The following is a 15,334-nucleotide window of genomic DNA, read 5'->3' as shown; positions in this document are numbered from 1 at the left end:
CATGCCCCAAACCCTCGCGCAGCGCCGCCAGTCCCGCCGTATTCTGCATTTTCTGCGCGGCGACACGGACGCCGCCGCCCTTGTGCATATGGTCAGCCACATTTCGCAGGTGTGGGACGACATTATCGACGGCGACCGGGACGTCCCGTCCGAAGCCGTGAACCGGGCCTTTTGGTACGCGCTGGTGGAACTGCCGCGAAATCCCTTCTACGCGCGGCATTACGCCAAGCTGGTGCCGCTGATGGCCAGCTATATAAACGCGTGGTTCGACGCCAACCGCTTTGAGGAGAGCGGGCGCGGGCATGAGATGCACGTGGCCTTTGTCCTGCGGGACATGGCCGGGGACATCGTGAACATGTGCGCCTACATCGTGGGCGGCTACGACTGGATGCGCACGGTCAGTCCCGAGATCCGGCGCATGATCCATGACGAAAGCCTCGGGAGCTATCTGGAGGAGCGGTCATGAGTCTCGATACCGGCAAAAACGTTGAATACACGGCGCAGGACCCGCAGGCCGCGCGGCGCATGGCGAGCATTGCGGAGAAGCAGGACGCCCGCGCGGATGACCTGTTCAATATCTATCTGGACCACTTCCTGCCCTATGAGGAGCAGGTTGTGGGCGCACACCGCGACCTCTTGCCGCAGGAAAAGGGCCTTCGCAGCGCTGAACTCTCGTCGCAGTCGGAGCTGTTGCCCCTGCGCACGGAGGCGGCGCGCCTTGGGCTTCAGGAGCAGATGCGCGACATCACCGAAGGCCGCGCCGTCAAGGACGCCCTGCGTGAAACCCAGCTTAGCGAGCTGGAGGCCGCCGCTCCGGTCACGGAAAAATTCTACGCCGAGGCCGCCAAAGGCCCGGATGTGGCCGGAGCCATGGGGCGCGCGTCCGCGGACGTTGCCCAAAGCTTTAAGGACGCGGGCGGTGCCGTACGCCGGAGCGCCGCGCGCATGGGCCTCACGGGCGGGCGTACGGCGGCGCTCCTTGCGGATACCGGGCTGGACAAGGCCCGCGCCATGGGCGGAGCGCGCACCGTAGCGCGGGAGCAGGAGAAGGACCGGGCGTTTTCCAAGATGACCACGGCCATGCAGGTGCGTGGCCGGGCCTCGGGCCTACCGGGGACGGGGGATACCGGCGGCATGGCGCTGGCCGCGATGCCCCGCACCCGCGCGGATATGCAGCGGATGCCCGTGCATAACGCCGGGGACATGGCCCTTGGGCTGTCCTCGCAGGCCATGGCCGCCAACAACTCCGGCATGCAGCCGGTGAGCGTCCGAACCACCGGCAAGGGCGGCGGAGCAGGCAATGCCGCAGGCGGCGCCATGGGCGGCGCGATGATCGGCACGCAGATTATGCCCGGCTGGGGCACCGCAATTGGCGCCATGGGCGGGGCAGGCCTCGGCCTTTTGGGAGGAAGCTAGCCATGGGATTTGACGACTGGGTAAAGCTGGGAATGGTGGGCAGTCAGGTGGTGAAGGACGCCAAGGCCGGCATGTTTGAGCGCGACGTGGACGACCTTATGCAGCGCCACAGCGGCGGCTATGGTCCGCAGAAACGCCCGGACGACGTCAGCCCCAAGGTGTGGGACGAGGCCGCGCGGCGTCATGGCAGGGCGCAGTCTGCCCAGCTTGAGCAGGCCGCCCAGCGCCTTGGGTACGACGCCGCCAAGCTCCGCCACGAGATGACGCAGCTCTCGCGCCAGCGCGATGACGCCGTGCGCAAGGTCATCCTGTCCGACGGCGACCCGCAGGTGGTGGCGCAGGTGGCCTCGGAGATTTTCCCGGACGACTACCGCTACGAGGCCGTCACGGGTGAGGGCGAGGCCTTTACCCTGCGCCCTTACCGTCAGGGCGAGGACGGGGCCAAGCAGTACGTGGAGGGCGGCGACATCCGCTTTGCCGGACCCGGCGACGCGGTGCAAAAGGCCGCGGCCATGCGCTCGCCCGAGGGCTTTCGCTCCTGGCTCAACGCGCGCTTTGGCACGGCCAAGGAGAAGGACCCGCTCATCCGTAATGTGGGCGGAAGCCTTGTGAACATCGTCAGCGACGACGCAGGCGGAATGCGCGCGGTGCCCATCCCCGGCGCGCAGGCCCCGCGTGAGGATAAACCGCCGAAAATCTACACCGTGGGCGGCTCGCTCTACACGGTCCAGCCCGGTGAGGACGGCCCGCGTGCGGTCCCGGTCAAGGGCGGCCAAAAGCCTGCGGCGCCACAACCCAAGACAGCCGAAAGCCCCGGTGGCGTGTGGATTATGCCCGACGGCTCCACAGTGTCCTCGTGGGTGGACTTTAAGCGCGCATGGGACGCCATCGCCAACACGGGGCAGAAGGACGTCTGGGGCAACCCCGTCACCGTGGCGGCCTCGCCGGAGAACATGAAACGCTTCGGCATCCGCTTCCTGCCCGATGGAATGCGCGGCAAGGGGCTGGAGCCACAGCTTCAAGACCCCGGCATCAGCGGCGGATCCATGGTCCGGGCCAAGGTGCGAAAGCCGCAGGGTGGCACGCCTCAGCAGGCCACGCCCATGCCCGTGCGTGAGCAGCCGCCAGCACAGCAGGAGCGCCCACAGCGGGAGCGTGGCTATGGCCTGCGCGTGGACGGTACGCCCAAGGGGAAAGGCTTCCTCGGCGAACTGGAGCGCCCCGGCGGCGGCATCTCCACGGAGCTTTCCGTCGGCGTGGAATTCGACGGCAAAGAGCGCGAAATCCCGCTTCTGGTGCCAACGCTCAGCCGCGAGGAAGTGGACCTGCTCCTGCGCGGCGACAAGGCTACGCCCCAGATTCTCCAAAAGGCCGTCCACCACGCGCGAAAGCGCATCGCCGCAGGCATGAGCCCCTTTGCGCAGGACGGCGAGGGGCTGACCATGTCGCAGGCGGGCGGGGCCGACTTTGTATTCAATCCTTCGACCGGGACCTTTGAATGATGGTCAGAGTACGCATGCCGGACGGAAAGGTGGTGGCGTTCCCCGACTCCATGAGCAGGGAGGAGATGGTTGCGGCGTCCCGGCAGTATGTTGCCGGGCTCGACGGCTTTCAGGGCGAGCCGCAGGGCGAACAACAGCCTGCGCCGCAGGACGACAGTGCCGGAGGCTTCCTTGATGCCTACGTGAAGCCCGCGGCGCGGCTGCTTGGGCGCATCCGACCCGTAACGCCCCTTGGCATCGGCCTTGGCGCGTGGGGACGCGGCGAGCTGGAAGCCCCGGAACCGGGGGCGGATGCTCCGCCGCGCCGCACCGTGGGCGAGGATGTGGGCGCGGCGCTGGCGCGTGGCCTTGTTCTTGATACGCCGCAAACCTTTGCCCGCGCGGCGCGCACGGCCCTTGGCAGAGCCGGGGACGATACGCAGAGCGGCCTGCCGTCCCGCGTTATTGCTGGCACGGAGCGGGCCGAGCGTTTGCCGTTCTTCCAGCCGTCCACGCAGGCGCGCCAGAGTGAGGTCCGGCGCGCGTTGTACGAGGGCGCGGCGTCCGCACCGGTCTCCATTGCCGCAGGCCTGCCCGGCGCGGTGGCGGCTGTTCCGGCCGGTCCTGCAGGAAGCCTTGTGGGGTACGCCCTTGGCGGCGGCACCGTGCTTGGCGCGGCGGAGTACGATCAGTTTCTGGAGGAAGCACAAAAGCAGGGGCTGGACCCGCAGGACGTCAAGCCCGAAGCCCTGGCGTCCGCCGTGGCCGAGGGCGGCGGGGAGGCGCTTTCGGACCTCATCGGCGGGGCGCTCCTTAAAGTAACGAAGCCGTGGTCGCGTCCGGCCTTTGATTCCGTCCGGAGTACGCTGAAAACCCTTGCGATGAACTACCTCAAGGTGCTCCCCGCCGAAGAGGCGGGCGAAATGACCACCGCAGAGGTGCAGCAGGCCGCACGGCGGCGCGCAGGGATGGACGCGCTGGAGCCGGGGCAGGGCGCGCGGATGGTCTTTGGGCCGACGGCGGTGGCGGCTGGCGGCTTTGCTGGTGCGGGCACGGCTGTGCGCTCCATGCACCACCAGCCCCGGCAGACGCCCGAGGTGGCAAAGCCGGAGAACGAGCCACACGCACCAGACGCACCCGCCGAGGTGGTGGACCTTGTGGACGTGGTGCCTCGGGAGCGCCCGGCCATTCCCCTCACACAGGACCGCATCCGCAATGCTGACCTTGGCGCCCTGCGCAAGCATTACCGCGCTGAAGAGGAGCGGGCGCGGCAGGACGAGGCAAAGGGCGAGACGCGGCGGCGCATTGAAGCCCTGTTCCCCCTTGCGGACAAGCGCGACGGCGGGCCGGACATGGTGTCCGCCTTTGCCGAGGAGGAGCTTGAGCGCCGCAGACGTGGCCCCGAGATTGGCCCGGATGTGGAGCCGCCCGAAGCGTCCGATATTGACTACGACTTTGACGCCGCGCGGCAGGACGTTGCCCGCCGCCGCTGGCTGGAGCAGGACGAAACGCGCCCGGAGCCCGCGCCAACCGAAACGGGCCGCAGGGCGGGAGAGCGCCTTGAAGAAGCGCTCCACCCCCGGCAGGAGGAGCCAGCCAAAGAGCCAACGGCTCCCCCTGTCCCGGCGCTGGAGGAACTCACATCCGAAGGCCTGAACGCCTTGCCCGTGGCCGAGGTGCGCCGCATTGCCTCGCATCACGGCGTTGCCACGCGCAAAGGCTCGCGCAATCTGCCGCGTACGGCCATCGCGCGCGCCCTGCTCCGCCGCCGCGAGGAAGCGGGCTTCTACGAGGAAAACGCCGTCCAGCGGCGCTATCAGGACGCCCACGCCGACGTCTTCCCGGCCCGTCTGGATACCCTGCCGGAGCAGGCCGGAGCCGAAACCGTGCGCCTGAGCGAAGAGGCCGCACAGCGCGCGCAGGCACTGAGCGACGTGGTGCACCAACTTTCCGGCATTCAGGACCGTACGCAGGAGCAGGAACGCACGCTGGCCCACGCGCTGTGGGAGCTGGAGCATATCCGCAATGCCACGCCCACGGCGCTCCCGTCCGGGCAGGGCTTTGACCTTGTCCCGGATTGGAAACGCCGCGACCTGCCCGTGCCCTCACAGGCCATTGCCCTCGGCCCCGCCGAAGACGCGCCGCAGGCTGAAGCGCCAGAGGTGGAGGCGGTGCAGGACGTGCCTGCGGACATGCCCGTCCCGCCTACGTCGGAGACGCCTCAACAACCTGAACCGCTTTCCCTTGGCGACGCTGAAGGCGTTCCGCAAGCGAGGCCCACGCAGGTTGAGCCGGAAACGTCTCCGGCGGAATTGCCGGTTCAAGAAGCATCCCCCACGCCGGAAGCTCCGGCAGTTGACGACGCCACGCCCTACACCGTGGCCGCCCATGACGCCTTTCTCCAGCGCCTGCGCGAGGGGCAGGTTTCGGCGGAGGATGTTCGCGGGCAGGTGAACCGGCTGCTTGAAGCGGAGGAGGCCATCAAGGCGGAGCTGGGCCGCCAAACCGTGGAGACACTGCGCAAGCGCCTTGGCCTCAATTCCCGGCGCGGCGCACGCCGCAAGCGCGACGTGGTGCAGGCTGTGTATGGCGATATGCTCATGGACTACGCGCTGGACGGCTCCCTGAGCTATCAGGTGCTTGGCGATATGCCCACCAGCCGGGCCACAGCCCTGCGTGACAAGGCCGCGAACTATACCGATGAGGACGTGGCCGCCTACGCACAGCGCGTGCAAAAGCGCCGCGAGGAAGGGCAGGAGCTTTACCAGCGCTATCGCCGCGCCATGGACGACCCGCAGACGCTGGACGACTTCCGCATGCTCTTTCGCCTGCGCGGCGAGGAGGCCATGACGCCAGAACAACGTGAGCGATACGACGAATTGGTCGCAAGCGCCCAGCGCGAAAAGCGGGGCGTAGCGCGCCCGCAATCCGTGCAAGACGCCGCCGGGACGCAAGGCGCGCAGATGTCCATGCAGCGCACCAAACACACCCGCGACGGCTACGACCTCTTTGTAGTGCGCCTTGACCGCCGCGTGGACCGCGCCGCGTATCGGGAACTCCTCGCGCGGGCCAAGCGTCTGGGCGGATGGTATTCGCGCTACGCCAAGGGCGGCGCAATTCCCGGCTTCCAGTTCAAGACGCAGGATGCGGCGGAGCAGTTCATGGCTACCGCAGAGGGAAGAGCGCCGGAGGAGGGCGCGCCAAAGGCTGAGAGACAGGAGGAGAAAGCGCCGCCAGCCAGCGCCAAGCGGGCGTCCCGCCTGCGCGAGGTCGCAGGGCGGCTGCATGAAACGGCGACGCAGTCCCTTGCCGCAGAGCGCAGGACCAACACCGCCAAACGGGCGCGCGAGGCCGCCGCGCAGGAGGATTCCGCACGGCGCGAACTGGCCCTTGCGGCAACCATGCAGAGCATCGCGGACGCCATAGAGCGGGGCGAAACCACGCATTTGGGGGGCATCAGTCAAAAGGTGCAGGTCCAGACCCTTGTGAGCGCGCTAAAACGCGCCGCATACAAACGTCCGTCGGGAAAGCGCTCCGACCGGAGCGATGAACGGTTCGAGGCTGAGGACATCACCTTTGCCGAGCTTCCCAAGGTGCAGGCGCACCGCGAAATCCTGCAAAGCCTCGCAGAGCGTCTGAACGGCGTCCGTGGTGGCAAGGGCCTCGCCAAGCGCCTGCGGGCGCGGGCTGCGCGCACCGATGACCAAGGTACCTATACTTTTGCGGGAGAACAGGAACTGGACCTTGCCCGGCAGGTGGTAGCCAAGCTGGCCCCGCTTGGGGACAAGTACCTCGGCTGGCAGCTCCGCGAGCCCCTGCAGGTGCGAAAGCGCCTCTCCGGTATGGGCATTGCGTCAGACGAGGCGCTCCGGGCGACTCTGCGCGAATTCCTCAGCCACTATGTGCCGCCGGGACAGGAAAGCCCCACGCGGCGCGCCGAGCGCGAGCTGGTCGGCCGCAAGATTCCGGGGTTCTTCCCAACGCCCGCCCCGGTGGTGCGTCAAATGTTGGAGGCCGCCGACATCAGGGGCGGCATGCGCGTGCTTGAACCAAGCGCGGGCAAGGGCAATATCGCCGACGCCGTGAAGACGGCGCACCCGGATGCCCACCTCGACGTGGTGGAGACAGTGGACGCGCTGCGCAGCATTCTTGAAGGCAAAGGGCACACCCTTGTTGGCCGTGATTTCCTCAAGCACAGCGGCGCGCCCTATGACCGCATCATCATGAACCCGCCCTTTGAAAACGGGCAGGAACGCGAGCATGTACGCCACGCCTATTCCCTGCTGAAGCCCGGCGGGCGGCTGGTGTCCGTCATGAGCTCTGGCCCCTTCTTCCGCGAGCAGAAGGCCGACGCCGCCTTCCGGGACTGGCTGGAGGAGCAGGGCGGCATTCACGAGGCGCTGCCGGACGGTGCATTCAAGGAGAGCGGTACCGGTGTTTCCACACACCTTGTGGTGCTGGATAAGCCGGAGGCTGTGACTGAGATAGAGGCAATCACTATCCATCCGCACCAGTTGCCGCCGGGGTCGTTTACTGTGTCCTACGGCTACAACGCCGAGAAGGGGCAGGGTGAGCTCTTTGCGCGCAAGGCACGAGAGGAAGGGCAGGGCCAGTTGGTGCTGTCCGTGGAGGCGGCCAACTCCCCCGAGCTGAAGGCCGTGCTGCAGCAGCTCACGCAGTCCCTCTACAGCGGGAAGAGCGCTGAGGATGCCGTGGACTCGCTCAAGAGAACCGCGCCAGTGCGCATCAAGGCTGACGACGCCTCGGACACCCCACCATCCAGAGGCCGCGCCGACTACCACTACCGCCGTGAGGCCCGCATAGAGAAGTACGAGCGCGCGGCCGAGCGCGCCAAGGACCGGAGCGAGGCGAGCTTCAAGGCGTCCAGCGATTTGGTTTCGGGCATTCCCCTTGGTCAGCCCGTACAGCCGGTGGGGCACCATTCCCGTAAGGGGCATCTGCGCACGCTGGAGCGCTCGCGCCTCAAAATGGACAAGGCCGTGGCCGAAGGGCGCAAGGCGGACTACTACGCGGACAAAGCCGCATCCGCTCAGGCGAACACCGCCATCTCGTCCGATGACCCGGAAGCGCTGGTGCGGCTGGAGGAGAAGATTGCCGCCCTTGAGGACCTGCAGGAGCGCATGAAGACCATCAACAAGGCCTACCGCCGCGCCAAGGGCGACGTGGCGAAAATGGATGTTTCTGAAAGCATGCGGGCCGTGGTGCGCAAGTGGAAGGAGAATAAGCGGGACTGGGAGGGCGACCAGCCCTTCCCCGGCTACGCCCTGAGCAACAACTCCGCAAAGATCCGTCAGGCCAAAAAGCGCCTTGCGTCGCTCCAGCGTTCGGACAGCACCCCCGGCGGCGAATGGAGCTTTGACGGCGGGCGCATCGTGGACAGTACCGAAGACAACCGCGTGCAAATCTTCTTTGACGACAAGCCGGACGCCGAGATGCGTGGCCGGCTGAAGCGTAGCGGTTTTCGCTGGGCGCGAAGCGTTGGCGCGTGGCAGCGCGTGCGCTCCCCGCGCGCCCTTGAAGTGGCGAAAAGCGTTGCAGGCGTGGAAAATCCGGTGGTAGACTCCGGCCATGAGCAGATTCAAGGACGAAAAGGAACGCGACGAGTTTCTCGACCTGATGGAGTCGATCGACTGGAGCAGCCCGGACGCGCTGTACCAGTCGTTTCACGACGCGAAGGACGAGAAGAAAGTCGAACTGAGGCAGCAGAAGGAACTGGAAGACGCCGAGCCGCCCACCAAGGCGAAGCAGTAACAGTCCTTCATGCTGAGGGTGAAGACCCTGCCCATTACGAGGTTCGCGACGCCGCGGACATCGTGCCCTCCCATAGTGCCCTGCACAATTTCCAAAAGAATCCCAGCTATCCCGACGGCGTACAGGAACGCCCCTACCATTTGGACCCGGCAGAGCAGCAGAAGGTCCGGCGGAATGCCGCCAGCCTCGATCCGCGCTTTGTGGTCTCCGACAATCCCGACGCCATAAATGGCCCGCCCATCGTCACGGATGCGGGCGTTGTCCTTGGCGGCAACTCCCGCGCCATGTCCATCCAGCTTGCCTACGACGCAGGCGGTGCCACCACGTACCGCGACGCCCTGCGGCAGAAGGCCGTACTGTTCGGGCTGGAGCCTGAGGCCGTGGACGGCTTTGAACGGCCCGTCCTCGTGCGCGTTGTGGAGGGCGACATGGACGCGCAGACCATGGCGCGCCGGGCGCGGCTGTACAATCAGGCCTTCACGCAGGGGCTGGACGCCAAGGCCGAGGGCGTCAGCCGTGGGCGCATGGTGTCGGAGCGCTCCATGGGTATTTTGGCCCAAGCTCTGGAGGGGCACGCTACGCTCCGGGAGTACCTGAATCAGCCCGGCTCGCGAAAGCTCATCGAATCCCTTGAGGCCGACGGCGTTCTGGAGGCGTCCCAAAGAGGGCGCATCCTGAATAAGGAAACGGGCCTTCTGAGCGACGAGGGCAAGCGGCAGGTGGAGCTGGCCTTGCGCGGGCGCGTCGTGGACGACTTCGACCTGCTGGACGCCGCGCCGGCGGCCGCCCTGAGCAAGATAGACCGGGTGCTCCCCGCCGTCGCCAAGGTGCAGGTGCGCGGCGACGAGTGGGACATCTCGGACAAGCTTAAGCACGCGCTGCGGCAAATCGTGCGTATGCGCGCGCAGGGCATGGCGGACCTGCGGCAGTATTTCGCCACCGGGAGCCTGCTGGAGGATGATACGTCCAAGGGCGACCGTTATGTGGTGCGGTTGGCGTATGCCCTCGACGGTATGAAACCCACGGCGTTCAAGGCCGCATGGGACCGGTACGCCAAGGATGCCGTCGCCAGTGTGCGCGGGCAGGGGCGACTGCCCGGCGTGGAGACGCCCACGGCGGAGGAATCCTTTGAACGCGAGTTCGGGGACAAGAAGAAACGCTTCAGCCGCCGCCATTGGGATCCTGCCGCGGGCAAGGGCATTGGCGCGCGGCGCGTGCGGCGGGCGGTGGTTGCTCTTCAGGCGAGGGCCGTGAATGCGCTGCCCCTTGAGGTCGTCCAAAGCGTTTCGGATCTGCCGGAGGATATTCAGGCCAAAGCCCGGCGTGAGCGCGGCTTAGGACTTGTAGAGGCCGTGTATGACGGGGAGGCGGGCACAACCTATTTCATCGCAGAGAACATCACCTCGGAGAACCGCGCGCTGGCGCTGTGGCTCCACGAACAGGGCCTGCACCACGGCCTACGCGGCCTGTTCCCGGACGCCGGACAGCTCCGGCGCATGCTCAACGCTGTAGCGCGCTCCGCGCCGCGTGATGCCATGCGTCGCATCATTCAGGAGCACGGGCTGGAGAATACGCCCAGCGGCCGCCGGGAAGCCGCAGAGGAACACCTCGCGCGCATCGCGGAGCGGGTCAGCCTTGGCGAGGTCCTCGCTCAGCAGGAGAAGAACCTGTGGCAACGCGTGAAGGCCGCGCTAAGGCGCGCCGTCCGGGCTCTGGTGGGCCGTCACCGGATGCCGCTTTCCGAAGGCGAGATGGGGCAGATTGTGGCCGACGCCGTGCGCTGGACGGTGCATGGCCCGCGCGAGGCGATGGGCATGAGCGGGGCGCACCGCTTTTCCCGGTCGTTCGAAGCTGAGGACTTTGTCTTTCATGTTGCGGAGGCCGAGGAGGGGAGCTTCTGGCAGGCGGCGCGGGAGCTGCGGCGTCAGCGGGTTCTGGATGACAAGGACATGGGCCTGCTTGAGCGCGTCATCCGCCAGCCATACTGGGTGGCTAAGGATCATCCGGAGTTTAAGCCCCTCATGCAGATTGAACTGCGCCGGGAGGAGGCGCGCAGCGAGGCGGTTTTGCGTTCCTGGGAGGGCGTGCGCGAGCATTTCGCAGGGCTTGGCCGCAAGGACAGGGAGCTGCTCTCGCGCGTTATCTGGGCCATTGAGGGCCGCAAGCTCAAGGGCGTCACAAAGCCGCGCACGCAGGTGGTGGGCAAGGACGAAAACGGACACGATATCCGCCGCGAGAACCCGGAGCATTACCGCCAGCTCGGGCAGGTGCTCATCAACCGGGGCGTGCCCATGAAGATTGCGCAAGCTGTGGTGGCGATCCGCCGGTCCTTGGACGCCGACCAGCTCGTGGTCTACAACCGTTTGCGCGCTATGCGCGAGATGCAAAGCGCCCCTGAGTCCATCGAGGGCTACCGGACGACCATGGGCCGCATCCACAACTATTTCCCGCACGTACGGCGAGGCACGCACTTTATCCGCGCCACCGACCCGCAAACCGGGGAGACGCTGTACCGAAAGCACTTCTATGCGCGCCTGCTCCCGGACTTTAAGGCCGCACGCCTCATGCGTCAGGTAACGCGCGAATATCCGAATGCAAAGTGGGAGTATGGCAAGGCGCAGAGTCTGCCGGAGGATGTGTACGACCACGCTATCCCGGTGGACGCCATGGAGCAGGTCATTGGGGCCGCTGTCCAGCGCACGGGCGCGGACAAGGACAAGCAGGACGAACTGCGCTCACTGCTCCATGAGTCCGTGTCCGACGTCCTCAAAATGCGCGGGTGGGGGCGGCATACCATCCGCCGCATGGATATTCCGGGCTTTGAAACGCAGGACATTGAACGCATTCTGTGGGAGCACAAGAGCGGGCTGTACGGTTGGCTCACCAAAATGGATGCGGCGCGGGCGTTTACGGATGCGCTGTACAACATCGACGCCGCCAAACAACCGCGGCTCTACGGCTACGCCGCGCGGTACGTGCAGGACATGCTCCAGAACTCCGACCGCGTGGACCACATCATTCAGGGTGTGAAGTCGCTCATCTTCCTCAAGTACCTCGGCTACAACCTCAAAACCGCGACACTGAACTTCACCCAGAACATGGTGGCTGGCGTTCCGAGGCTGTCGGCGGATACGTCGTTTGCCACGGCGCATTCGTATTTCACGTCGGCCATGGACTACGTTGTGAAGGAGGTCGGGCGGGCTGGAGCGCTCAAGCAGGATGAGCGCAAGCTCCTTGAGGACTTGTACTACACCGGCATCACCAATGACCTCATGATGCGTGAACTGCGCGGGCAGGTGGCTGGGAAGGCGTATGGCCTCTACGGAAAAATCGTGCAGACGGCGGGCCTGCCCATGTCCGTGGCGGAGCGCTTCAACCGGTGTTCGCTGGCGCTGGCGGCGTACCGCATCGCGCGGGATGGGAAGGTGCGGGCAAAGGATGTGCTGGAGGCGGCAGGGTACAGAAAAGGGCAGAAGTGGCGCTACGAGGATGCCCGTGAATACGCAGAAACCGTGGTGCTGGACTCGCATTTCCTCTACGGCAAATCCAACCGGCCGGAGCTGTTTCGGGGCGGCACCGGCAACAAGTTTCTGAGCACAGCGTACACCTTCCGGACGTTCACCCACGGGCTGCTGAGCCTGTGGCGGAATCTCCTCATGAAGAAGGGCTGGCGAGGGAAAAGGGCAGTGGCCATGTCCCTTGGCGCGACGGCGCTGTTCGGGGGTGTCACGGCGTTGCCGCTCTACAAGATGTTTGCGTCCATCGCGTGCCAGTTCTTCGGAGAAGATCCGACAGAGATGGTCCGGAGCCACTTCGAGAGCCCCGAGGCGCGCGACGCGGCCACCTACGGCGTGCCCGCGCTGCTTGGCGTCAACCTGTCCGGATCGCTGGGCATGGAACTGCCGGTGTTTGAGCGCATCGAATACGACCAACAGCTCACGGATCAGGTCCTCGACAACAGCCTCGAAATCCTCGGCGTCCCCGTGGCGCTGATAGAGGACATCGGCCTTGCTGCAGGATACCTGCGCCAGGGCAATACGGGCAGGGCGCTGGAAGAAATACTCCCCGCAGGCCTCGCCAACATCCTCAAGGCCCACCGCCTCACCACCAAAGGCGCCTACACCCGCTCAGGCCGCCCCATAGCACTCCCCGGCGAAACCAAAGCCCACCGCCTGACCGCAGAAGAAGCCATAGCCCAAGCCATCGGCTTCCAACCCCTCAGCCGCGCCAAAAGCTGGGACGCCTACTCCACAGCCGAAGACCTCAAGAACTTCCGGCAAAGCAAACAGAAACAGCTCGTCTACGACTACCTACAGGCCGTCAGATCAGGCGACGAAAAAGCACGACGCAAAGCCATGCGCGAGCGCCTTGAATGGAACAGGCGCATGCACGAGGCCGGGAAGGAGCAGTTCATGATCAAGCCGCTACCGGGGTTGGTGCGGGGGAGGTGAAGCATGTTCGGATGCGAGAGGAGGCGTCAGGGGGACTCCTTGTATAGACTAGCGCACTTGCATTTTGTGCTCACGTATGAAGATGAGATTCAGACACTGGAACATTGTTACTGAGTGTGCATAAGGCGGGAGAGAGTTATCATGAATCAAAGAAGAACAAGTTTTATTGGAATAAAAAAACCAAATCATATTTTCTATATTGTCGATAAATGGACCAAGTAATAGAGAGCAAGTTAAGAACTTGACCAACATCGCTTCAATATTACAGTAATCTCCAACAAAAAACACACCTAGGTTATCATATGATCGTGGATGGTTTGCAATATTTTGAAATGCTTTAATGTTTACAATAGCTTGTTCTTCTTGTAATAACCTCTTGCCTTTATTGAATTTAACCGAGGCAAGAGGGAATGACTTACGAACAGTATATCCAGCAGATTGAGGAAAATTCAAAAAAATTAAGTGCTGTAAAAAAAACGATAATCAAAAGTCTTTGGGGGAGTGATGATGCCTTCCCCAAGAGTTGGGTAGCGAGCTCAGAGCTACTCGAATTGACATCTCAAAAATATTTTGATCGTAGAATTAGAGAATTAAGAGATGAAAATGGGTGTGACATTGAAAGTCAACCTGTTAATGGCCAGCATTCTTACAGATTAAAATCCAGCATTCTTAAAAATGCACATATCCGAACTTATCTTGGCGAAAAAGAAAAGAAATTTCTCTTTCAAAAACATGAGTATACTTGTGCCATATGTGGCAAGTGGATAGAAGCTGGCGTAAGAGGACTACAAGCTGATCATAAAATTCCACTTATTCGGGGAGGAAAGCATAGCTTAGGGAACTGGCAACCGTTATGCAATGTTTGTAACGTTGGTAAAAGGAAAGCTTGCGCGGAGTGCACTGATGATTGTGAGCAATGCCCTTGGGCTTTTCCTGAAAAATTTGGTGTAATTACAATGTTGCCAATCCCCGATGCTATCAATAGAAAATTGCAATCAAAATTTGATAACAAGAAGGATATAATCCGTTTTCTTCAAAATATTTTGAAGAAAGAATGCGATGAATAGAGTCATATTTCACAGCGGGCGCCCCTTTGAACTGCACTCTCGAGGGGTTCTGTGAACTTCTTATTTAGACTTCTTGAGCATATCAAAAAGACATCTAGCAACTGCGCCAGCAAGTCGTGGCGGAACCGCGTTGCCTATTTGCTTTGCAATTTCTATTTTTGAGCCTTCAAAAACAAAGTCGTCAGGAAAACCCATCAACCGAGCTCCTTCTCGATGTGTAATGGGCCTGTCTTGGGCTGGGTGAAGATACCGGCCTTTTTCTGGTTTGAAAAATTCAGTACGAATCGTTGGAGAAGGCCTGTCCCACCACATTCGTCCAAAAAGATCAGTCCCACCAGATTTTTTTTTCAACCAGCAATTCGGAGTGATTTCAGGAGCATTTCGCTGCAAATCAAAACGGTTTCCTCCGGGAGGTACAGCCTTGTAGCGCTTTAAACTCAACTCAGTGGGATTACGACCAAACTGCAAATCATAAGGGGGAGGTACATCGCGAATACTCGTGCCGACAGGCGGGGCTAGATCCCCTATAGCCTCTTTGACAGTTGGCCATTTGGGTAAGGTGGAATTTTTTTCCGGAGCTGCATGTGTGGGAGTAGGAGGGAAAAGAGGTGGCATTAGTTTGTTGGCTTTCCAACCAATAACAAAGGCTCGTTTTCGCAGCTGGGGTACTCCGTAGTCTGCCGCGGTTAATACTCCTGATTTAATTGAAAAACCAATCTTTTGAGCTTGATTTGTTATGTTTTCGAACTCTATGGACTTCAGCAGGGCTGGAACATTTTCCATAACGAAGCATAACGCACCAGAAGCTTCAACAATTTCTAGATACGGTTGCCATAACGCTCGCCTAAGATCTTCTTTACGGTTTCGATTTAATAGGCTGAACCCCTGGCAAGGTGGACCACCAATAACCACATCGGCTTGAGGAATTGAGACGCCACTCGTTAGAATTTCTTCTATCTCAGCAAGAATACCTTTATGTTTAAAGTTTTTATTATAGGTTTCAATTGCTGATTTGTCGGAGTCTACGGCAAAAATTGATTCAAAATTGCCGCAAAACCGATCGTCGACAAAGCCCAAAGTTTTGCCGCCTGCGCCACAAAAAAGATCAATAATCTTTATTTTTTCCATAAATTTCGAATAATTGTAA

The 15,334-nt window shown here is 62.5% G+C and carries 6 protein-coding genes; 5 read left to right on the top strand and 1 reads right to left on the bottom strand.

Features of this window, described 5'->3' with window-relative positions; all coding sequences use genetic code 11:
• The first annotated feature begins 1 nt into the window (after position 1).
• From ACI3L3_RS10095 to ACI3L3_RS10075, 5 genes are all read left to right on the top strand, one after another.
• Entirely contained in the window at positions 2-466 is a 465-nt protein-coding gene (locus tag ACI3L3_RS10095; protein ID WP_404844980.1) for a hypothetical protein, read from the top strand.
• On the top strand, positions 463-1,416 hold the full coding sequence (locus ACI3L3_RS10090; protein ID WP_404844979.1) for a hypothetical protein: 954 nt from the start codon (positions 463-465) through the stop codon (positions 1,414-1,416). The genes ACI3L3_RS10095 and ACI3L3_RS10090 overlap by 4 nt, the downstream gene beginning before the upstream one ends.
• Positions 1,417-1,418: 2 nt before the next feature.
• A complete protein-coding gene (locus ACI3L3_RS10085; protein WP_404844978.1) occupies positions 1,419-2,918 on the top strand; it encodes a hypothetical protein in 1,500 nt (499 codons plus the stop codon).
• Positions 2,915-13,120 carry a PLxRFG domain-containing protein gene (locus ACI3L3_RS10080; RefSeq protein WP_404844977.1) on the top strand — a complete coding sequence of 3,402 codons (10,206 nt, stop codon included), beginning with the start codon at positions 2,915-2,917 and terminating at the stop codon, positions 13,118-13,120. Before ACI3L3_RS10085 ends, ACI3L3_RS10080 begins: the two co-directional genes overlap by 4 nt.
• A gap of 410 nt (positions 13,121-13,530) precedes the next feature.
• Entirely contained in the window at positions 13,531-14,187 is a 657-nt protein-coding gene (locus ACI3L3_RS10075; RefSeq protein WP_404844976.1) for an HNH endonuclease, read from the top strand.
• A 60-nt stretch (positions 14,188-14,247) separates the two neighbouring features.
• On the opposite strand, the gene ACI3L3_RS10070 is transcribed toward ACI3L3_RS10075, so the two are convergent.
• The gene (locus tag ACI3L3_RS10070; RefSeq protein WP_404844975.1) at positions 14,248-15,315 is read right to left on the bottom strand and encodes a DNA cytosine methyltransferase; all 1,068 of its coding nucleotides are present in this window, start codon (positions 15,313-15,315) and stop codon (positions 14,248-14,250) included.
• Between the last annotated feature and the right edge of the window lie 19 nt (positions 15,316-15,334).

Origin of the sequence: Desulfobaculum sp. SPO524 (assembly GCF_044987625.1) — a bacterium.
Lineage (GTDB): Bacteria > Desulfobacterota > Desulfovibrionia > Desulfovibrionales > Desulfovibrionaceae > Desulfobaculum.
The sequence above is the reverse complement of the archived record's forward strand: the minus strand, read 5'-3'. Positions and strand labels throughout refer to the sequence as shown.